This is a genomic window from Saccharothrix sp. ST-888 (assembly GCF_000955975.1).
Taxonomy (GTDB): domain Bacteria; phylum Actinomycetota; class Actinomycetes; order Streptomycetales; family Streptomycetaceae; genus Kitasatospora.
Genome location: NZ_JYJF01000014.1, coordinates 38799 through 59785 on the forward strand (window position 1 = coordinate 38799; position 20987 = coordinate 59785).

Consider the following 20987-nt stretch of genomic DNA (forward strand, 5'->3'; position numbering starts at 1 on the left):
TTCTGGTCGTCCTGCCCGTGACACCCCCCGGAAAGTTCCACCCCGAGTCCAGCGAACAGCGGCTGGGGCCCGGCGTCCAGAGGGGTGCGCGGTGGTATCCGCGCGCGGCGGTCGTGCGCCCCCCGCTTCGCAGCGGTGAGTCCGATACCCGGCAAGGGCGATTCACGCTCGGAGCCTCGCTCCCCGTACCATCTGCCCCATGGCAAAGGCACCCGTTCTCACCCCCCAGGCGGACGACTTCCCGCGCTGGTACCAGGACCTCATCAACAAGGCCGAGCTGGCCGACAACGGTCCGGTGCGCGGCACCATGGTCATCCGACCGTACGGCTACGGCCTGTGGGAGCGGATGCAGCAGGAGATGGACACCCGGATCAAGAAGGCCGGCGCCCAGAACGCCTACTTCCCGATGTTCATCCCGCAGTCCTACCTGACCAAGGAAGCCGAGCACGTCGAGGGCTTCGCCCCCGAGCTCGCCGTGGTCACCCACGGTGGCGGCAAGGAGCTGGACGAGCCGATCGTCGTCCGGCCGACCTCCGAGACCATCATCAACGAGTACTTCTCCAAGTGGGTGCAGAGCCACCGCGACCTGCCGCTGCTGATCAACCAGTGGGCCAACGTGGTCCGCTGGGAGCTGCGCCCCCGCGTGTTCCTGCGCACCACCGAGTTCCTCTGGCAGGAGGGCCACACCGCCCACGCCAGCTACGACGACGCGCACGCGTACGCCTCGATGATCCACACCGACGTCTACGGCGACTTCATGACCAACGTGCTGGGCATCGACGTGGTGCTCGGCCGCAAGACCGCCAAGGAGCGCTTCGCCGGCGCCATCAACACCCTCACCCTCGAGGGCATGATGCGGGACGGCAAGGCGCTGCAGATGGGCACCAGCCACGAGCTGGGCCAGAACTTCGCCAAGGCGTTCAACACCACCTACCAGCTCCAGGGCGCCGAGCGCGAGTACGTCTGGCAGACCTCCTGGGGTGTCTCGACCCGTATGGTCGGCGGCCTGATCATGTCCCACGGCGACGACAACGGCCTGCGCGTTCCGCCGCGTCTGGCCGCCGTCCAGGCCGTCGTCCTCGCCATCAAGGGCGACGACGCGGTGCTCGCCAAGGTCCGCGAGATCGGTGCCGCGCTGGAGGCCGCCGGCATCCGCGTCGTGGTCGACGACCGCACCGACACCCCGTTCGGCCGCCGTGCCGTCGACTGGGAGCTCAAGGGCGTACCGCTGCGCATCGAGGTCGGCCCGCGCGACCTGGAGAACGGCACCGCGATGCTCGCCCGCCGCATCCCCGGCGGCAAGGAGCCGGTCTCGATCGACGGCCTGGCCGCGCTGCTGCCGGGCATCCTCGAGGAGGACCAGGCCCTGCTGCTCCGCGAGTCCCGCGAGCGCCGCGAGGCCCGCACCGCCGAGGTCAAGAACATCGACGAGGCCGTCGAGGCGGCCGCGACCGGCTGGGGCCGGATCTCCTGGGCCGAGCTGGGCCCGGAGGGTGAGGCCAAGCTGGCCGAGCAGGGCGTCTCGGTGCGCTGCATCGTCGCGGCCGACGGCTCGGTCCCGCTGACGGACGATCAGGAAGGCAATGTCGCGATCGTCGCGCGCGCCTACTGACGTTCCGTTACCGGCCTCGGTTCCGAGTCCGGCGACGGCGATTGTTCCGGCACCTGAAGACTGCCAGTTGAGACTACTGACCGGTCAACTGCCAGTCCTATGGAACTAGCGGTACGGTATACGGCCCGTGGCACTGTCAATTCCCGACATTGCCGCGGGCCGTCCGCCTTGGGGTGGCGCCGTGCCGGATGCGTACGGAGCCCGGCCCGAGGCAAATCCAAGAGCCCGGCGAGGCTTGTTGGGCCCACAGTTGCAGGGGGTTGGTCTTGCGTCAGATCCGAGCAGCGAAATTCGCGCAGCGATGCGCATTCCTGAGAGTTTCCTGGGAATTCCCCAAGGCGGGGAACTCGCGGAACATCGGCTCTCACTCCATCGTTGGCATAGCGTGAGCACGACACAGCCCCTCGTCCTCGCGGCCGAACTGGCCGCCGCCTGGAGCGACATCCAGGCACACCACCAGGACCTCCCCGACCTGGCCTCGCCCGAGGCTCTGATCGGCGAGTCCTCCTCGGCCTGCGGCACGCGACTCGGCTTCGAGCGACTGCTGCACGAGGCCGCCCATGGCCTGGCTGCCGCGCGAGACATCCGCGACACCTCGCGGGCCGGTCGCTACCACAACCGCCGCTTCCTGATGCTCGCCAGCGAGCTCGGGCTGGCCCACCCGATCGAGCCGCACGCCAGCAGCGGCTTCTCCCAGGTGACCATGCTCAAGGAGACCCAGGAGCGCTACGCCCAGACCATCGAGCGGCTCGACCGCGCCCTCGGTGCGCATCAGCTGGCCGTGGCCGGCGAAGGCGGGCAGCGTACGTTCCGCGGGCCGGCCGCGCGGCACGGGTCCTCGGGCGGGGGCGTCCGGGTCAAGGCGGTCTGCGGCTGCGGCCGGAACGTCCGGGTGGTGCCCTCGGTGCTCGCCCAGGCGTCGATCGTCTGCGGCGCCTGCCAGCAGCCGTTCCGGATCGCCTGACGCGCGCCTGCGTCCGCCGGGTCGGCGAACTCGGTCGGGTCGGTCGAGCGCGTCGGCGAACAGCGCGTCGGCGAACTCGGTCGAGTGAGTCGAGCGAGTCGGATCGGTTGATCCGGGGCGGTCGGGTGATTTCTGCCTGTCCGGCGGGGCGGTCCGGTTGGTCGGGTCGGTTGGTCGGGTCGGTTGGTCGGGTCGGTTGGTCGGGTCGGTCCGGTGGGTTTTCGCTGGTCGGGTTGGTCGGGCCGGTGATGGCGTACGACTCGTCGATTCGGTGTGGCTCGCCGAAGTCGCCTCGGTCACCCGGGGCGCGTCGAATGCCGCGACTGTCGGAGTCCGGCTCAACCGTTCGAAATGCCGTGGGCAGCGGGCGTGCTGCCGCGGGCCGTTCGCTCTTCTGCCGCGGGGCCGAGCCGTGGAAGAAGGCCGTCGCAGCGACAGAAGCTCGGTTCGACCGGGGGTGGGGGCCCTCGGTTCGGCCGACCGACAGCGCGTCGACCGGTCGGGACGGAAGCCCGGGGGGCGGGCGGGCCGGCCGGGGTGTGGCAGAATGGACAGCTGAGTACTCGGCAGCCGAGCAGGACCCCTCTCTCCTACGGCTGGCGTGTCCCTTGAACGGCCGGCCCCGCAACCCCACGCGATGGCAGCGGCCGCTCACCCACGTCAACACCAGGAGAATCCACTCCCGTGGCAGTCAAGATCAAGCTCAAGCGTCTCGGCAAGATTCGCTCCCCGCACTACCGCATCGTCATCGCCGACTCCCGCACCAAGCGTGACGGTCGTGCGATCGAGGAGATCGGCATCTACCAGCCGACCTACAACCCCTCGAAGATCGAGGTCGACAGCGACCGCGCCCAGTACTGGCTGTCCGTCGGCGCCCAGCCGACCGAGCCGGTTCTCGCCATCCTGAAGCTGACCGGCGACTGGCAGAAGTTCAAGGGCCTGCCGGCCCCGGCGCCGCTGAAGGTTGCCGAGCCGAAGGTCGAGGACTTCTCGCACCTGTTCGCCAAGGCCGTCGCCGGCTTCGAGGACAGCACCACCGGTGTTGCCATCACCCCGAAGGCCAAGAAGTCGGACAAGGCCGAGGCTGACGCCGAGGCCGCTTCCACCGAGGCCTGATCGTGATCGAGGAGGCCCTCGACCACCTGGTGAAGGGCATCGTCGAGCACCCCGACGAGGTTCAGGTGCGTTCGCGCAACCTGCGGCGGGGTAACACCATCGAGGTGCGGGTGCACCCCGATGACCTCGGCAAGGTGATCGGCCGGGGCGGCCGGACCGCGCGCGCTCTGCGTACCGTGGTCGGCGCCCTCGGCGGTCGCAACGTCCGGGTCGACCTGGTCGACGTGGACAGCATTCGCTGACGCACAGCCGTCAGGCTTGGGGCCGGTCGGGACGCTCGTCGTCCCGACCGGCCTTCTTTCGTTTTTCCGTCCTTTCCGTCCTTTCGGTCCTTCGCAGCGCAAGCTCAGCAACTTCAGGAGAGCGATCACCGTGCAGCTCGTCGTCGGCAAGATCGGCCGCGCCCACGGCATCAAGGGTGACGTCAGCGTCGAGGTCCGCACCGACGAGCCGGAACTCCGGCTCGGCCCTGGTGCGGTGCTGCTCACGGACCCGGCGTCGGCCGGCCCGCTGACCGTCGAGTCGGGCAAGGTGCACAGCGGCCGGCTGCTGCTGCGCTTCGCCGGGGTGAAGGACCGCAACGGCGCCGAGGCGCTGCGCGGAACCCTCCTGATCGCCGAGGTCGATCCGGAGGAGCGCCCGGAGGAGGAGGACGAGTACTACGACCACCAGCTGATCGGCCTGGACGTGGTCCTGCTCGACGGCACTCCGGTCGGTGAGCTGACGGAGATCATCCACCTGCCCTACCAGGACCTCCTCACCGTGAAGAAGGCCGACGGGGCAGAGGTGCTGGTGCCGTTCGTCGAGAAGATCGTGCCCACCATCGACCTGGAGAACCAGCGCGTCGTGATCGACCCGCCGCTCGGCCTGATCGACCTCGAGCAGGCGGTGGTCGCTGCCGCGTCGGGTGAAGCCGAAGCCGAAGCCGATGCGGATACCGATACCGATGCCGATTCCGGTGAGGTTGGCGAGGTTGGCGAGGTTGGCGAAGGCAAGGCGAACGCATGAGCGAGATGCGGATCGACGTCGTCACGATCTTCCCCGAGTACCTGGACCCGCTGAACGTCTCCCTGGTCGGCAAGGCCCGCGCTCGCGGCCAGCTGGACGTGCACCTGCACGACCTGCGCAGCTGGACCACTGACATCCACCGCACCGTGGACGACACCCCGTACGGGGGCGGCCCCGGCATGGTGATGAAGCCTGAGCCGTGGGGGGCCGCGCTCGACGCGGTGGTCTCCCAGGGGCCCGAGGGTGCGGTGCCGACCCTGGTCGTTCCCACCCCGAGCGGCCGCCCGTTCACCCAGGAGCTGGCCCAGGAACTGGCTGCGCAGCCCTGGCTGGCCTTCGCCCCTGCCCGTTACGAGGGCATCGACCGCCGAGTGATCGAAGAGGCCGCGACGCGGATGCCCGTGGTCGAGGCCTCGATCGGCGACTACGTCCTGGCGGGTGGCGAGGTCGCCGTACTGGTCATGGTCGAGGCGATCGCCCGGCTGCTGCCCGGCGTCCTGGGCAATGCGGAGTCGCACCGGGACGACTCGTTCGCCCCTGGTGCGATGGCCGACCTACTGGAAGGCCCGGTCTACACCAAGCCCGCCGAGTGGCGTGGGCGGGCCGTGCCGGAGGTGCTGCTCAGCGGGCACCACGGCAAGATCGCCCGTTGGCGCCGCGAGCAGGCATTCGCCCGCACCCTGGCCAACCGGCCGGACCTCGTCGAGCGCTGGCAGTACGGCTCCTTCGACAAGAAGGAACGGGAGGCCCTCAGTATTCTCGGCCTGGTATGGGACGAGCGGCTCGGCCGATTTCGGTCCGCGGTCGATGCTGTGGAAGAATAGGCGACTGTTGTCTGTCGCTGGACTCCTCTCGTAGGGGTCAGTGGTCCGGTGCCCTCGCCACGGGGGGAACGCCGAAGGCCGAAGCGGCCCGCAACACACCCCATTGAGACGAATTTCCGTAGGCGGCCCGTGGCGCCTGCGATGGAGAGCATCATGAGCAACAAGCTCGCTGCTGTCGACGCGGCCTCGCTGCGCACCGACATCCCGGCGTTCCGCGCCGGTGACACCCTGAAGGTTCACGTCCGGGTCATCGAGGGCAACCGCTCCCGTGTCCAGGTCTTCCAGGGCGTCGTTATCCGCCGCCACGGTGCGGGCGTCGGTGAGACCTTCACCGTCCGCAAGGTCAGCTTCAACGTCGGCGTGGAGCGCACCTTCCCGGTGCACACCCCGGTCGTCGAGAAGATCGAGGTCGTCACCCGTGGTGCCGTTCGCCGCGCCAAGCTGTACTACCTGCGTGACCTGCGCGGCAAGGCCGCGAAGATCAAGGAGAAGCGCGAGCGCTGATCCGCTCACCCCCGGCTCCGCCGGGGGTTGGGTACGCTCGGATCGGGCTGAGAACCTTAGGGATAAGCTCAGCCCCGATGAGCACGCACGAACCACTCGCGGACCGCGATGGCAGTCCTGCACCTCCGGGTGCGGACTCGCCGTCGCGGTCCGCAGTCGTCTCCGGCGAAGGTCGGCTCTCGGGAGAGGTCGGCCTGGGGGTGGGAGAGACCGAAGCCGGTGCGGGCGGAGCCGACAGTCGCACGGGAGAAGTCGAAGCCGCCCCAGGAGTCGAAGCCAGTGCGGCAGTCGAATCCGGCGCAGGTGATGGGGCCGAACCCAGTTCGGGAGCCCCGTCGGCCGGCGCGGTGCACTCCGACAGCGAGGAACAGCCGGAGGGCGGGGATCGGTGGTTCTCACGGACGCTCCTCCTGGGGGTCGGTATATGCCTGTTGACGCTGCTGCTCGTGAACTTCTTCGTCGCCCGCCCCTTCGCGGTGCCGTCCGAGTCGATGGAGGGCACGCTCCGCCCCGGTGACCGGCTCCTGGTCAACCAGCTGGCGTACGACTTCGGCAGACACGTCCAGCGTGGGGACGTGGTGGTCTTCGACGGCGTCGGCTCCTTCCTCCCGTACGCGTCCGAGCCCCCACCTGGGCAGCGCTTCCTCGCCGGGTTCGGTCTGTCCTCCGGTGCCGACTCGGTCTATGTGAAGCGAGTGATCGGGATCGGCGGGGACCGGATCACCTGTTGCGGCTCGGACGGTCGGATCAAGGTCAACGGCGTACCGCTGGACGAGTCGGAGTACCTGTATCCCGGGGACGCCCCCTCGAAGGCAGGCTTCGATGTCGTGGTGCCGGCCGGGAAGTTGTGGGTGATGGGGGACCATCGGAGTGACTCCCGGGATTCACGGGACCACCTCGGCGAGCCCGGTGGCGGCTTCGTCCCCGAGGACAAGGTGATAGGCCGCGCAGACTGGGTGGTCTTCCCGATCGGACGCTGGACTTCGCTCGACCGTTCTGCCGGGTTCGCCGCCGTTGAGGGGACTGGTGGTCATGGGGGTCAGAGGTAGGGGCCGTCCGGCTGTTTCGGCGTCGGCCTCGGAGACAGCGGCGGATTCGGATTCGGGTTCGGAGACGGCACCCGGCCCGGAAGCCGAATCGACCCTGGGCCGGGCGGTCACCGAACCGGCTGTCGAACCGGTTGCCGGACCGGCCATTGCCCGAGGCCGGGCCGAACGCCGGCGAACGGCCCGCCGTGCCGAGCGCCGCAGGCGCCGCTCCCTGCTGCGTGAACTGCCGATGATCCTGGTGGTCGCGCTGGTGATCGCACTGCTGTTGAAGACGTTCCTGGTGCAGGTCTTCGTCATCCCTTCCGGTTCGATGGAACAGACCATCCAGATCGGGGACCGGGTGCTGGTGGACAAGGCCACGCCCTGGTTCGGCGCCAAGCCCGAGCGCGGTGAAGTGGTCGTATTCAAGGACCCGGGCGGATGGTTGGAGTCGGAGCGGAAGCCCTCCTCGGACGGGCCGGTGCTCCACGGTGTGAAACAGCTCTTCGAGAACGTCGGCCTGCTGCCGTCGGAGAACGAGCAGGATCTGATCAAGCGGGTAATCGGTGTTGCCGGGGACACGGTGGAGTGCTGCGACGCCACGGGGCGGGTGAGCGTGAACGGCAAACCGCTGGACGAGCCCTACGTCGCACTTGGTAACGCGCCGTCGCGGAGGCCGTTCAAGGTCACCGTCCCGGCCGGGCGGCTCTGGGTGATGGGGGACCACCGGGACGTCTCAGCCGACTCCCGCTTCCACATGGACAGGCCCGGTGGCGGCACCGTCCCGGTCGACAACGTGATCGGCCGGGCCTTCGTGATTGCGTGGCCGATGGGACGCATGCGTCAACTTGACGTACTTGCCTCCTTTTCCGCCCTGCCGTCGTCGGCCGGCGCTGCCGGTCCGCAGGTGGTCGGCAGCAGTATCGGTGCAGGTGCCGGCGCCGAGGAATCAGTCGGGGTCAACCCGGATCCAGTGGAACCTCCGCTCGTTATGGGTGTGTTGGGCGTTATTCCGTTCCTCGCACGGCCGAGGCGGGCAGCGGTCCGGCCCGGATTGCCGGCCGGTTGATCGCAGCTTCCACCGTGTGGGAGCGGTGGGCTGATGTCCTGGAGTGATAGAGAAGTTCTGGAGCGCTCGGTGTACGTTCCGGTTGCCTCCGGAGGCTGTTCCGGTGTCAGGACCGCCCGTGCAGGGCAGGCCTGAGGCGGGTTGACGGTCGGTCACAGAGCGTGGTGCCCGCTGTGCGGCACTGGTGAGCGCGGGCGCGCAGGCGTCCGCACAGCAGGGAGGAGATGTTGTGGGGGATCTGGTGATCGGCGCCCGCTCGGGGGCCCCCGAGCCCGAGGGCGCCGGCAGCCGTACGGTCCGGTCCACCGAGTCCGCACAACCGTCGGAGCCCGGCGAGGACGGGTCGGCTGCCGGAGCGGCGGGCGACTCGGACAGCGGTGGCTCGGGTAGTGGGGCCGCTCGGTTGAGTAGTGGCAATAACGACGATGGGTCGGTGAGTTCTTCAGGCGAGGAGTCGGAGGAGACTCCGGAGCCTGTGAAGCAGCGTTCCTTCTGGAAAGAACTGCCCATCCTGATCGGCATCGCGCTGATCCTGGCGTTGGTGATCAAGACGTTCTTCGTCCAGGCCTTCTCGATTCCTTCGGGGTCGATGGAGAACACTCTGCGGATCGGTGACCGGGTCCTGGTGGACAAGTTCACGCCCTGGTTCGGTGCGGAGCCGGAGCGCGGTGACGTGGTCGTCTTCCAGGATCCGGGCGGCTGGCTGAACGACGAGCCCACTCAGCAGAGCAGCAACTCCTTCGTCCGGAGCTTGCAGGACGTGCTCGGCTTCATCGGCCTCATGCCGTCGGCCAATGAGAAGGACCTGATCAAGCGGGTCATCGCGGTCGGCGGTGACACCGTCGAGTGCCAGGGCGCCGGTCCGGTCAAGGTCAATGGGCTCGCGCTGAACGAGCCGTACATCTTCCCCGGCAACACCCCCTGTGGTGACAAGCCGTTCGGTCCGGTGAAGGTGCCGGACGGGCGGATCTGGGTGATGGGTGACCACCGCGGGGACTCGCTGGACTCCCGGTTCCACCAGGACCAGCCCGGTGGCGGCACGGTGCCGGTGGGCAACGTCATCGGTCGTGCGTTCGTGGTCGCCTGGCCGATCAGCGACTGGTCGACGCTGCCGGTGCCCGACACCTTCGACCAGAAGGGACTGGCCGCCGCGATGCCGTTCGCGCCGCCTGCCGCTGGGGCGGCGGCCGCGCTGCCGGTGGTCTGGTGGCTTCGGAGGTCCCGCCGCTGAGACCTGCTGGGTCTGCTGTTGGGTCTTGCGCGGGCCGTGGTACCGGCGAGTAATCTGCTCGCACGTGCCACGGCCCGTCGGCTTCTCCGAGCCCGCCGCGGCGTACTCGTGCGGTGCACGGGACGACCTGGAAGGGGCGGTGGCGATGAGCGGTGTCGTGGAGCACACGACTCCGGCGTCGGCTGCGGCCGGCAAGCCGGGTGCAGCGAACCGGCGGAGTCTGGGATCGCTGCTGCACGGCCTGGTCATCGGCCTCGGCTTCGCCGCGATGGCCGGCGGATTCGTGGTGCTCGCGCTCAACTACCGTCCGTACAAGGTCCCGACGGACTCGATGTCCCCGACGGTGCAGTCGGGGGACACCGTGCTCGCCCGCACGGTGAAGGGTGGCGCTGTGGGCCGGGGGGACATCGTGGTCTTCCGGGACTCGCAGTGGGGTGGCCTGACGATGGTCAAACGGGTGGTGGCGGTCGGCGGTGACACCGTGGCGTGCTGTGACTCCAAGCAGCACCTGCTGGTGAACGGCAAGCCGGTCGATGAACCGTACGTGGCGTTGCCGATGATGCCCGGTGCGGACTTCAGGACGACCGTCCCGGCCGGTCGCCTCTTCCTGCTCGGGGACTACAGGGCGAACTCCCTGGACTCGCGAGCGCACCTCGACGTCGCGAGCGGTACCGTTCCCGCCTCCGACGTGACCGCTCGGGTCGAGGCCACGGTCTGGCCGTACGGTCGGTTCGGTGTCACCAAGCGTACGGTTGCGTTCGACGGGCTCGGTGCGCCGCTGGAGGCAGAGCCGGGGCCGGTGGCGCCGGCGATGTACGCGATGGCCGGCGGTGCCGGGGTGGTCGTGCTCGCCTCGGCCCTCGGCGGGGTGGTCTCGCTCGGCCGAAAACTGAGGCGCCGCAGCGCCTGATCCTCGCGGTGGGCCGGCATCGGCCGGATGGCTGCGGAGACCGACGTGCTCCGCGGTGTGGTCCCCCGGGCACCCATGGAGACCCGTCGGGTGGGTCAGGGGCCTCCTGCGACTCCCGTGACTCCTGGGGCCGGCGGGATGGCTTTCGCGACAGGTGGAGGTGACGGGCATGGCCGAGCGGCGACGCGCGGCGCGGGTCCTGCTCCTGGACGGAGCCGGGCGGATTCTGCTCTTTCGCGGCATGGACCCAGCAGTCCCTGGCGTGACCTGGTGGATCACGCCCGGCGGCGGGCTGGAGCCGGGTGAGGAGTCGCGCGACGCAGCGTTGCGCGAGCTGGCGGAGGAGACCGGGCTGACGGACATCGAGCTGGGGCCGGTGGTGGCGTACGACACGGTTGTCTACTCCTTCCAAGGGCAGCATTACGAACAGGACCAGTCGTTCCACCTCGCCCGCCTCCGGTACGACGGACGGAGGAACGGGGGAGACGGTGGGCCGGGGATCGGAGGGGACAGCCGGCCAGGGAGCGAGACGGGGGTCGGCTCGGCGAATCCGGGTGCCGGGCCGCTGACGGCAACCCGCGAGGCGGAGGAACACGCGCAGCTGCTGAGCGCCCGCTGGTGGACTGTGCCGGAGTTGCGGGCCACTGAGGAGACGGTCTACCCCGCTGCGCTGGCGGACTTGGTCGACCGTTTGCGGAGGGACGGCCCGCCAGTCCTGCCGGTAAGGCTCTCCGAGCGGGTGCGGTGGTCCACAATGGGGTGGACCAGACGAGTTGAGGGGACGCCTGAATGAGTGCCGAGGATCTCGAGAAGTACGAGACCGAGATGGAGCTCAAGCTCTACCGGGAGTACCGGGACGTCGTCGGCCTGTTCAAGTACGTGATCGAAACCGAACGACGTTTCTACCTGACGAACGACTACGAGTTGCAGGTGCACTCGGTCCAGGGCGAGGTGTTCTTCGAGGTGTCGATGGCGGATGCCTGGGTCTGGGACATGTACCGGCCGGCCCGGTTCGTCCGCAAGGTGAGAGTGCTGACCTTCAAGGACGTCAATATCGAGGAGCTGGCGAAGAGCGACCTGGAGCTGCCCTCCGACGATGCGGCGTTTGGCAGCTGACCTTGGTCCGAGGTTCGGATCGATGTCCAGCGTTCTGGTCGATATTCACTCCTGTGAGTGACGCGGGTTATCCACAGGCCCGAGTTATCCACAGGAATTGAGAACCCCCTGGCCTGATTGCAGGAGGAACGGCAACCTCCCCGACACGGAGGTGATAGCCGTGCAGAGTTCCAACAACGGTCTCGGCCGTTACGGCGAAGAGGTGGCCGCGCGGTGGCTCACCGCAGGCGGCCTGAGAATCCTGGAGCGCAACTGGCGTTGCGCGGAGGGTGAGCTCGACATCGTCGCCCTGGATGGCGACACGCTCGCGGTCTGCGAGGTCAAAACCCGGTCCGAGCACGGGTTCCAGCAGCCGAGTGAAGGCATCGACCGGACCAAGGCCGAGCGCCTGCGGCACCTGGCTGAGCGCTGGCTCGGCGAACGCTGGCCGACCCATTTCGACGGCCTCGCCCGGTCCGTCGCGGTAGCCGGAGCGGATTCTGGAGCGCGCCCTGGCGCCGATCGTGAGGCGAAGACACCAGCGGTACCGCAGGCCCGACCGGTTCCCCTGCCGCCCGGTGGGGTCCGGATCGACCTGATCGCGGTGGTCAACCGGGTCAAGGGCGCCGCCCAGGTCGAGCACTACCGAGGGGCGGTGTGAGATGGCCTTCGCCCGTACCTGCTCTGTCGCGCTGGTCGGCGTGGACGGTGTAGTGGTCGAAGTGCAGGCCGACCTCGAACCCGGCCTCGCGGCCTTCGCCCTGGTCGGTCTGCCGGACAAAGCCCTCACCGAGGCGCGGGATCGCGTCCGCGCCGCAGTGGTCAACAGCGGAGAGAGCTGGCCGCAGCGGAAGTTGACGGTGGGCCTCAGCCCGGCCTCCGTGCCGAAGAGCGGCAGCGGCTTCGATCTTGCTGTCGCCTGCGCGGTCCTGGCTGCAGCCGAGCGGTTGGAGCCGGCCTCCATCGCCGATCTGCTGATCATCGGCGAGCTGGGCCTGGACGGACGGGTCCGTCCGGTCCGAGGGGTACTCCCGTCCGTCCTCGCCGCGGCGGATGCGGGGTACAAACAGGTCGTCGTCGCAGAACCGACAGCCGCCGAGGCTGCCCTCGTCCCCGGGGTCTCCGTGCTCGGCGTCCGCAGCCTGCGCCAACTGATCGCCGTGCTCACTCAAGCGCCGGTCCCCGACGAGGAGCCGGACCACCTGTTCGGGCGCCGCGATCCGTCGCTGTCGGGGCTGATGGTCCCCGGCGTCGGGATCCGTGGGCACCTGCGGGAGGACGCTGCCCGGCTGGACCTCGCGGATGTCACGGGGCAGTACGAAGCCCGCCGTGCCTTGGAGATCGCCGCCGCAGGCGGTCACCACCTCTATCTCAAGGGCCCGCCGGGAGCCGGGAAGACCATGCTCGCCGAGCGACTGCCCAGCCTGCTTCCGCCGCTCAGCCAGGCCGAGGCGCTGGAGGTGACGGCGGTCCACTCGGTCGCCGGGTTGCTGCCGCCCGATCGGCCGCTGATCGACACCCCGCCGTATTACGCGCCGCACCACTCGACCACCATGCCCGCCATCGTCGGGGGCGGCAGCGGCCTGCCGAGACCAGGTGCGGTCTCACTGGCTCACCGGGGCGTCCTCTTCCTGGACGAAGCCCCCGAGTTCCCGGTCCGTGTGCTCGACGCCCTGCGGCAGCCGCTCGAATCAGGCGAGGTCACCATCGCCCGAGCCGCCGGATCGCTGCGGCTGCCGGCCAGATTCCAGCTGTGCCTGGCCGCGAACCCCTGTCCCTGTGGCCGGTACTCCAGGCGGGGCGAGGGCTGCGAATGCACCCCGGCAATGGTCCACCGCTACCAGGCCAGGCTCTCCGGTCCACTGCTGGACCGTGTGGACCTCCAGGTCCAAGTCGCCCCGGTGACAAGGGTGGAGTTGATGGAGCGCGCCGGGGCGGTGGAGAACACCGCCACGGTCGCCGCCCGGGTACTGATGGCGCGTGGGCGCGCTGCTGCCAGGCTCGGCGATACCCCCTGGCGCACCAACGCCGAGGTGCCGGGCCACTTCCTGCGTACACGGTGGCAGCTCGCGCCGGGAGCTCTGACCGATGCCGAGCAGGAACTGGAACGCGGAATCCTCACCGCCCGGGGGTTGGACCGAGTCCTGCGGGTCGCCTGGACGATCGCCGACCTGGTCGGCCGGGACCGCCCCACCAGGCTTGACGTCCGTACAGCCCTGGTTCTCCGGACCGGTGTCGAGCGCGGGCTCCCCGCCGTCGCCCCGCGGCCGCTCCCACATCGGGATCCCGACTATCAGGATCCCGATGTGGGAGCGGGCGGCGAAAGCTGACCAGCGCTCAGCCAGCCCGTGCAGAAAGCCCTTGATCTGCCGTCCCTTTTCTGCCGTCCCTATGGAGGCGCAGGTGAACCGCACCCGGACCACCCCCAACCACTCGAAGCCCGGCCACTCCACGCCCACCCGCACGGCTCCGCCCACCCGACCTTCTGGAGCATCGGGTACTGCGCCGCCGGGGCAACCCCCGCTGGTCCAGCCACCGTCAGCCCCGTCGCCGCCGGTTCGACCTCTGCCCGGCCGCCCGGGACCAGGGCACTCGGGACCAGGGCACCCCGAGCCGGAGCGGCTTGCCAGAGCAGCCCTCGCGCGCCTTACCGAGCCTGGCGACGCGGTGGTCGGTCGATGGCTCTCCAAGGTCAGCGCACCCACCCTCATCGAGGCCATCCGCGCGCGTACGGTGCCCGGCTACCTCGACCTGGACGCCACCAGGCTCGACGGCTACCGCGCCAGGCTCCCGTTCCTCAACCCCGAGGCGGACTTGGCGCGGGTGCAGAGCGTCGGTGGGCGGTTCATCATTCCGGGCGACATGGAGTGGCCCTCCCAACTCGACGACCTGGGCGACAGCAGGCCGGTCGGTCTCTGGATCAGGGGTACCGGCTCACTCCGTCTCCTCGCGCTGCGCTCCGTCGCCATCGTCGGAGCCCGGGCCTGCACCGCCTATGGCGCGCACGTCGCCGGGGAGATCTCGGCTCAACTGGCCGAGCGCGGCTGGGTGGTTGTCTCGGGTGCGGCGTACGGGATCGACGCCGCCGCCCACCGAGGCGCGCTCGCTGTCGGCGGTGTCACCATCGGAGTCCTCGCCTGCGGAGTGGACGAGACCTATCCGTCGGGAAACTTCGAGCTCATCTCGCGGATCGCCGAACAAGGTCTGCTGCTCAGCGAATTGGCGCCGGGTGAGCACCCCAACAGGTTCCGGTTCGTGCTTCGGAACCGCGTGATAGCGGCGCTGACACGAGGGACGGTGGTGGTCGAAGCAGCCCTCCGTAGCGGGGCTTTGAGCACTGCGCGCCGCGCCAGGGACCTCAACCGCCACACCATGGGGGTGGCCGGTCCGGTGACGTCGGAGCTCTCCGCCGGGGTGCACGCCCTGATCCGTAGCGGTGGCGCGACCCTGGTCACCGATGCCGCCGAGATCGGTGAGTTGATCGGCGCCATCGGGGACGACCTGGCGCCGCACCCATCCGGCCCGATCCTGCCCCGGGATCACCTGGAGCCCGCAATCGCGCGGGTGCTGGAAGCGGTACCGGCGACCGCCGAAGGTGCACCCGTCGAACGCCTGGCCCGCGCAGCGGGGTTGCCGGTCGAGGAAACCCTGCAGAAACTCTACGAGTTGGGCTCGCTCGGCTTCGTGGAGCGGTTCGGGGCACATTGGAGGCTGGCCAAGGGCGCCCGATCCGTCCCGCGCTGAGATGCCGGACTCCCCGGCGGATGGGCGCGCTTCCCCGACCGCGCGCCGGTCCGTACGCCTCGCTACCGGCTCGCACGCCGGTGGATCGCGCTTGGCGGATCAGGTGTCGGCCTACCGGCCTGACCACGGTGAATCGCATCTGGAGGTGGTGAACCGGCTGCCGTGGTGACGAGAACGGAACGGCGCACCGGGATCGCCACCGTTTCGAGGGACGACCGAGTGGCGGTAGCACAACGCAGCGAGTCGGTCACGCTACGCTCGCAGTGCCTCCTATCAGCACATGACTCGGCAGAACGGCGCAGACCAACGCATGCCCACACACATTCCCGGACATCGGGTAGTCGGTGGCCTCCGGTCCTCGGGAGGGCCAGGGGCCGAGGCACGCCCCAACGCTGATCACCAGCCGAAGACGCCAGGGGTGATGGGGCTGACCCGGCAGGCCGGGCGGCCACCGTCCCCAGGCTCTAAGGAGGAGACCTCACCCCCGGTCGGAGCCCGTCCGCCGGCTGCCCGGCGAGGCCCCGGGAGCGCGGTGCCTCCAGGTCCCGAGACCGCCGCGCCCCCCGGAACTGCCTCAGCTCCCGGAACTGCCGCAGTTCCCGTGCCCGGACCTGCCGCAGTGCCCACCCCGGCCCCGGTGCCGCTCCCCTCACCCGTGAAGTCCCGTACGCCCGCCATCCCCTCCGCAGCCGGGGCGGATGCGCGTGCCTCTGCCGAGCGCACCGCTCTGGAGTCGCTCTGGCGCTCGTACAAGGAGACCGGGGACACCCGGCTGCGCGAACAGCTGATCCTGCACTACTCACCGCTGGTCAAGTACGTGGCGGGGCGAGTCAGCGTCGGACTCCCCGCCAACGTGGAACAGGCGGACTTCGTCTCCTCGGGGATCTTCGGCCTGATCGACGCGATCGAGAAGTTCGACGTAGACCGGGCGATCAAGTTCGAGACGTACGCCATCAGCCGGATCCGTGGCGCCATCATCGACGAGCTCCGGGCACTCGACTGGATCCCGCGGTCGATCCGGCAGAAGGCCAAGGCGGTGGAGCGGACGTACGCCACCCTGGAGGCCAGGCTGCGCCGCACTCCCCACGAGCCCGAGGTCGCCGCGGAGATGGGCATCGCGATCGAGGACCTGCATGCGATCTTCAGCCAGCTCTCGCTGGCGAACGTGGTGGCCCTGGACGAGTTGCTGCACCCGGTGGGGGAGAGCGGTGACCGGCTGAGCCTCATGGACACCCTTGAGGACACCGGAGCCGACAACCCCGTCGAGATCGCCGAGGATCGGGAGCTACGCCGTCTGCTGGCCACAGCGGTCAACACCCTCCCCGAGCGGGAGAAGACGGTGGTGACGCTCTACTACTACGAGGGCCTCACCCTCGCCGAGATCGGCCAGGTGCTGGGTGTGACGGAGAGCAGGGTCAGCCAGATCCACACCAAGTCCGTGCTGCAACTCCGGGCCAAACTGACGGACATCCGCTGACCGTACGGTTCGGCGGGTGGGCCGACCTGCACGTCCGGACATCCGGCGACCGCCAGTTGCGTGGTGCTGTATCGAGCGGTCATCGGTCTCCGTACAGTAGGAACGTGCCGAAAATCCGAGCAGCCACAGTGGCCGAGCATCGTCAGCTGCAGCGTGCAGCCCTCCTCGACGCTGCCCGGTCTCTGCTCACCGAGGGCGGGATGGACGCCCTCACCTTCCCTGCTCTTGCTGCGCGGACCGGTCTGGCCCGCTCCTCCGTGTACGAGTACTTCGGTTCGCGGGCCGCCGTGGTCGAGGAGCTCTGCGCCGTGGACTTCCCGCTCTGGGCGGCCGAGATCGAGGCAGGTATGGCTGCCTGTGAGAGACCGGCGGCCAGGGTCGAGGCCTATGTGCGCGGTCAGTTGGCGCTGGCCGGCGACCCGAGGCACCGCGCGGTCACGGCGATCTCGATGCTCGAACTGGACGAGGCGGCCCGGGAGCGCATCCGCGCTTCGCACGCCGAACTGGTCTCACTGGTCGTTCGGGCTCTTCGAGATCTCGGACATGCCCAGCCCCGGTTGGCGGCAGCACTGCTCCAAGGCGTGGTCGAGGCTGCCGTTCGGCAGGCCGAGCGCGCCCCGGCCGACGACGCCGATACCATCGCGGACGCCACGGTCGCGTTCGCTCTGCACGGCCTGGTCACCGAAGTGGCGACTGCGGCTGCGACTGCGATCGCAGTGGAGGCGGCGGCCCCTGCGGTCGAGACCGCCTGAGCTGTGACGCCCGCCGGGGCGCCGATGGCCGCCTGAGCTGCGACGGCTGGCGGTCGGAGTTGCCGCCGCCGGGGCGGTCACGGGCCGTTCAACGGCAGCAAGCGGGCCTGGCCGCCGCCCAGCAGTGCCAGCGGATCGAGGTAGCGCTTCCCGCGGAGCAGCCCCCAGTGCAGGCAGCCGGTTGCGCAGTGTCCTGTCCCGGTGGCCATCGTCCCGATGGGCTGTCCCGCCGACACCGGAGTGCCGACCGGAACACTTCCGGTGACCGGTAGATAGGTGGTCCGCAGCGGGGGAGTCCCGGACGAGGGGTGGGTCACCGTCACCACGGGTCGGCCTGCGACCATGCCCACGAACGAGACAACCCCGGGTGCGGCAGCTCGCACGGTCATGCCCTCCGACGCCGCGAGGTCGACCCCGCGGTGACCAGCTGCCCACCGCGTCGGTGGCGCGTCGAAGCGCCGCTGTAGGTCGGAGCGCGCACCGACCGGCCATGCGCGTCCCGGTCCAGGGCCAGCCCCCACGCCAGATCCACTCCTGGCACCAGGACCGATCTCCACGCCAGGGTCAGTCACGGCAGAAGGTCCGAGCCCGGACGCGGACGCAGCGCCTCCCGGTCGGCCGACCTGACTGCCGCGCGGTGTCCACGCCGCGTGCGCGGACGGCAGTGGCTGCCGGGCCAGTACCAGCGCGACCAGCAGCAGCGTGAGCAGTATTGCCTGAATCCGGCGGTCCGGAGCCGGTGGGGGCATCGCCACGTCGATGTTGCGGCAGCCGGCTCCCCAGAAGTCGGGCACGGGTCGGCCCGAAAGCCCGTCGAGAAACCTCGAGCGCGCCCGGCGCGCGAACCGAGCCCAAGCCGGAGCCCAAGCCAGGGCCCAAGCCGGAGCCCGCTCCCGCCCCCGCGCCGGAGTCCGGCCCCGCCCCCGCGCCGGAGCCCAGGCCAGCGCCCGCCCCAGCCCCTGCTTCGTAAACCCCATCGTGCAAGGGACCGCCGTCAGAAGGTTCGCCATGTGCAGGAGGCTGGTGCCCGTGCGCCCGGCTGACCAGCCCCACCCCGATTCCTGTGGACAACTCCCGCCTGTGGAAACCCGCGCTCCCCCGGACGGGTGAAAAGACAGGCGTACCAGTGCCTCGGGAACACCCCGCAGGAGCGTGTGCGGGTCCGTCCGGGGCCGCCCGGAAGCCGCCTCGAATCGTCCGGAGTCGCTCGTCACTCGGCGCTTCCCGTACACTTCACACGCGACCCGGTCCACCCGGGTCGACTTCGCACGCCCCGCCACCGGTCGAAATGCGTCGGAAGGTGCGGATCCGCAAGGGCCCGAACCAGCCTCCCGACACATCCGGTGCGAGTGCCGCTCGGTCCGCCGAGCCTGCTGCGGCCCCAGTGGTCGCCAGGCCGAGGTGGCTCGGCACGTCCGGGGCGTCAGGCGTGGCGGTCACCCGACCGGCACGGACAAACCGAGCCTGACCTGGCAGCTTCCCGATCTCGGCAACGACGAGGGCAAGCAGGCCGGGCGCAACACTGAGGAGCACGGCCATGGCCGTCGTCACGATGCGGGAGCTGCTTGAGAGCGGCGTCCACTTCGGTCACCAGACCCGTCGTTGGAACCCGAAGATGAAGCGCTTCATCTTCACGGAGCGCAACGGCATCTACATCATCGACCTCCTGCAGTCGCTGAACTACATCGACCGCGCCTTCGAGTTCGTCAAGGAGACCGTTGCCCACGGCGGCAGCGTCCTCTTCGTCGGCACCAAGAAGCAGGCCCAGGAGGCCATCGCCGAGCAGGCCACCCGCGTGGGCATGCCCTACGTGAACCAGCGCTGGCTCGGCGGCATGCTGACCAACTTCTCGACCGTCTACAAGCGTCTGCAGCGCCTCAAGGAGCTCGGCGAGATCGACTTCACGGATGTGGCCGGTTCCGGCCTCACCAAGAAGGAGCTCCTGGTCCTCCAGCGCGAGTACGACAAGCTGGAGAAGACCCTCGGCGGTATCCGCGACATGCAGCGCGTCCCCAGCGCTGTCTGGATCGTGGACACCAAGAAGGAGCACATCGCGGTCGGCGAGGCCCGGAAGCTGAACATCCCGGTCGTCGCCATCCTCGACACCAACTGTGACCCGGACGAGGTCGACTACAAGATCCCGGGCAACGACGACGCCATCCGCTCCGTCACCCTGCTGACCCGCGTGATCGCCGACGCCGTCGCCGAGGGCCTCAAGGCCCGTGCCGGTGTCGCCAAGGGCGACGCCAAGGCCGAGCCGGGCGCCGACCAGCCGCTGGCCGCCTGGGAGAAGGACCTCATCGAGGGCCAGAAGGCCGCCGAGGAGGCCCCCGCCGCTGCCGAGGCCCCCGCTGCTGAGGCCCCCGCCGCCGAGGCCACTGTTGAGGCTCCGGCCGCTGAGGCTGACCAGGCCTGACGTACCAAGGGCGAGGGGCACCCGCCGGTACGACACCGGTAGGTGCCCCTCTCTCCGGTGTCAGGGGCTGAACCACCAGCCCCTGACACAACTCCCCGCAGACACGCGAGACGCGAGAAGAGATTCACACCATGGCGAACTTCACCGCCGCGGACGTCAAGAAGCTCCGTGAGCTCACCGGCGCCGGCATGATGGACTGCAAGAAGGCTCTGGACGAGGCTGAGGGCAACGTCGACAAGGCCGTCGAGCTCCTTCGCATCAAGGGCCAGAAGGGTGTTGCCAAGCGCGAGGGCCGTGACGCCTCCAACGGCGCCCTGGCCGTCCTGCTCGAGGGTGGCAACTCCGGTGTTCTGGTCGAGCTGAACTGCGAGACCGACTTCGTCGCCAAGGGCGAGAAGTTCGTCGAGGTCGCCGACACGCTGGCGAAGCACGTCGCCGCCGCCTCCCCGGCCGACCTGGACGCCGCTCTGGCCAGCGAGATCGAGGCCGGCAAGACCGTCCAGCAGTTCGTGGACGAGGCCAACGCCAACCTGGGCGAGAAGATCGTCTTCAAGCGCTTCGCGCAGTTCTCGGGCAACGGCTTCGTCGCCGCCTACATGCACCGCACCTCCCCGGACCTGCCGCCGCAGGTCGGCGTCCTGGTCGAGCTCGACCAGGAGAACGCCGAGGTCGCCAAGGACGTCGCGCAGCACATCGCCGCGTTCGCGCCGAAGTTCCTCTCCCGCGAGGAGATCCCGGCCGACGCTCTCGAGAACGAGCGCCGCGTCGCCGAGGCCACTGCTCGCGAGGAGGGCAAGCCCGAGGCCGCCCTGGCGAAGATCGTCGAGGGTCGCGTCACCGGCTTCGTCAAGGAGAACGCCGTTCTGGAGCAGGCGTTCGCCAAGGACAACAAGAAGACCGTCGCCAAGGTTCTCGACGAGGCCGGCGTCAAGCTCGTGCGCTTCGCCCGCTTCCGCGTCGGCGCCTGAGCGACGTTCCCCAGCGGTTCCCGCCTAAGGTAGGAATCGCCCGGCCCCCCGCTGGGGCGGCCAGGAACGCGCCGATCGGGCTCATCCAGCGCCACTCGGACAACGGGCGGGCCGCGTCGGCACCATGAACGACGAGGAGGCCATTGCCGTGCAGGACACCGTAACGGTTCCCGCGGCAGTGGCCTCCTCGCGTGTACGCACAGGTCTGGGCCCCACACGGCACACTCGACCCTGTGAGAATCCAGCCCTGTGAACCAGTAGGTGGAGAA

The 20987-nt window shown here is 69.5% G+C and carries 21 protein-coding genes; 20 read left to right on the top strand and 1 reads right to left on the bottom strand.

Going from position 1 to position 20987, the window contains the following annotated elements; translation table 11 throughout:
• Positions 1–199: 199 nt before the first annotated feature.
• The 18 genes from proS to UK12_RS08210 all read left to right on the top strand — a co-directional run bounded on the left by proS (position 200) and on the right by UK12_RS08210 (position 17334).
• Positions 200–1612 carry a proline--tRNA ligase gene (gene proS, locus UK12_RS08125; protein ID WP_045301205.1) on the top strand — a complete coding sequence of 471 codons (1413 nt, stop codon included), beginning with the start codon at positions 200–202 and terminating at the stop codon, positions 1610–1612.
• Positions 1613–1997: 385 nt separating this feature from the next.
• Positions 1998–2576 carry a hypothetical protein gene (locus UK12_RS08130; RefSeq protein ID WP_045301207.1) on the top strand — a complete coding sequence of 193 codons (579 nt, stop codon included), beginning with the start codon at positions 1998–2000 and terminating at the stop codon, positions 2574–2576.
• Positions 2577–3260: 684 nt separating this feature from the next.
• Positions 3261–3692, top strand: coding sequence for a 30S ribosomal protein S16 (gene rpsP / locus UK12_RS08135; protein ID WP_045301209.1), 432 nt, complete (start codon positions 3261–3263; stop codon positions 3690–3692).
• Between the two features lie 2 nt (positions 3693–3694).
• Positions 3695–3934: an RNA-binding protein gene (locus UK12_RS08140; protein WP_030275689.1), complete on the top strand. Its 240-nt coding sequence runs from the start codon at positions 3695–3697 to the stop codon at positions 3932–3934.
• A 130-nt stretch (positions 3935–4064) separates the two neighbouring features.
• Complete coding sequence (gene rimM / locus UK12_RS08145; RefSeq protein WP_045301212.1) at positions 4065–4700, top strand: ribosome maturation factor RimM; 636 nt, start codon at positions 4065–4067, stop codon at positions 4698–4700.
• A gap of 5 nt (positions 4701–4705) precedes the next feature.
• On the top strand, positions 4706–5524 hold the full coding sequence (gene trmD, locus UK12_RS08150) for a tRNA (guanosine(37)-N1)-methyltransferase TrmD (RefSeq protein ID WP_045301214.1): 819 nt from the start codon (positions 4706–4708) through the stop codon (positions 5522–5524).
• Between the two features lie 153 nt (positions 5525–5677).
• Entirely contained in the window at positions 5678–6028 is a 351-nt protein-coding gene (gene rplS / locus UK12_RS08155; RefSeq protein WP_045301282.1) for a 50S ribosomal protein L19, read from the top strand.
• A gap of 77 nt (positions 6029–6105) precedes the next feature.
• Positions 6106–7077 (top strand): signal peptidase I, encoded by a 972-nt coding sequence (gene lepB, locus UK12_RS08160; protein ID WP_063838224.1) that lies wholly within the window; start codon positions 6106–6108, stop codon positions 7075–7077.
• 229 nt (positions 7078–7306) lie between these two features.
• Positions 7307–8125 carry a signal peptidase I gene (gene lepB / locus UK12_RS08165; RefSeq protein WP_197084657.1) on the top strand — a complete coding sequence of 273 codons (819 nt, stop codon included), beginning with the start codon at positions 7307–7309 and terminating at the stop codon, positions 8123–8125.
• Between the two features lie 475 nt (positions 8126–8600).
• The gene (gene lepB, locus UK12_RS08170) at positions 8601–9356 is read left to right on the top strand and encodes a signal peptidase I (RefSeq protein ID WP_197084658.1); all 756 of its coding nucleotides are present in this window, start codon (positions 8601–8603) and stop codon (positions 9354–9356) included.
• Between the two features lie 64 nt (positions 9357–9420).
• The gene (gene lepB, locus UK12_RS08175; protein WP_231591094.1) at positions 9421–10266 is read left to right on the top strand and encodes a signal peptidase I; all 846 of its coding nucleotides are present in this window, start codon (positions 9421–9423) and stop codon (positions 10264–10266) included.
• A gap of 169 nt (positions 10267–10435) precedes the next feature.
• Positions 10436–11059 (top strand): NUDIX hydrolase, encoded by a 624-nt coding sequence (locus UK12_RS08180; RefSeq protein WP_045301289.1) that lies wholly within the window; start codon positions 10436–10438, stop codon positions 11057–11059.
• On the top strand, positions 11056–11382 hold the full coding sequence (locus tag UK12_RS08185) for a DUF2469 domain-containing protein (RefSeq protein WP_045301221.1): 327 nt from the start codon (positions 11056–11058) through the stop codon (positions 11380–11382). The genes UK12_RS08180 and UK12_RS08185 overlap by 4 nt, the downstream gene beginning before the upstream one ends.
• 160 nt (positions 11383–11542) lie before the next feature.
• Positions 11543–12022 (top strand): YraN family protein, encoded by a 480-nt coding sequence (locus tag UK12_RS08190; RefSeq protein ID WP_197084659.1) that lies wholly within the window; start codon positions 11543–11545, stop codon positions 12020–12022.
• 1 nt (position 12023) lies between these two features.
• Positions 12024–13691, top strand: coding sequence for a YifB family Mg chelatase-like AAA ATPase (locus tag UK12_RS08195; protein ID WP_045301225.1), 1668 nt, complete (start codon positions 12024–12026; stop codon positions 13689–13691).
• A gap of 337 nt (positions 13692–14028) precedes the next feature.
• The gene (dprA, locus tag UK12_RS08200) at positions 14029–15105 is read left to right on the top strand and encodes a DNA-processing protein DprA (RefSeq protein WP_197084660.1); all 1077 of its coding nucleotides are present in this window, start codon (positions 14029–14031) and stop codon (positions 15103–15105) included.
• A gap of 637 nt (positions 15106–15742) precedes the next feature.
• Positions 15743–16582: an RNA polymerase sigma factor WhiG gene (whiG, locus tag UK12_RS08205; protein WP_269431998.1), complete on the top strand. Its 840-nt coding sequence runs from the start codon at positions 15743–15745 to the stop codon at positions 16580–16582.
• 128 nt (positions 16583–16710) lie between these two features.
• Positions 16711–17334, top strand: a complete 624-nt coding sequence (locus tag UK12_RS08210; RefSeq protein WP_045301227.1) for a TetR/AcrR family transcriptional regulator — start codon at positions 16711–16713, stop codon at positions 17332–17334.
• A 77-nt stretch (positions 17335–17411) separates the two neighbouring features.
• Here the strand turns inward: UK12_RS08210 and UK12_RS44725 are convergent, their stop codons facing one another.
• Positions 17412–18674, bottom strand: coding sequence for a M23 family metallopeptidase (locus UK12_RS44725; protein WP_331386642.1), 1263 nt, complete (start codon positions 18672–18674; stop codon positions 17412–17414).
• A 197-nt stretch (positions 18675–18871) separates the two neighbouring features.
• Here UK12_RS44725 and rpsB point away from each other — a divergent pair, with 197 nt between their 5' ends.
• Positions 18872–19750, top strand: a complete 879-nt coding sequence (rpsB, locus tag UK12_RS08220; protein ID WP_045301229.1) for a 30S ribosomal protein S2 — start codon at positions 18872–18874, stop codon at positions 19748–19750.
• A gap of 131 nt (positions 19751–19881) precedes the next feature.
• Positions 19882–20718 (top strand): translation elongation factor Ts, encoded by an 837-nt coding sequence (gene tsf / locus UK12_RS08225; RefSeq protein ID WP_045301231.1) that lies wholly within the window; start codon positions 19882–19884, stop codon positions 20716–20718.
• The last annotated feature ends 269 nt before the right edge of the window (positions 20719–20987 follow it).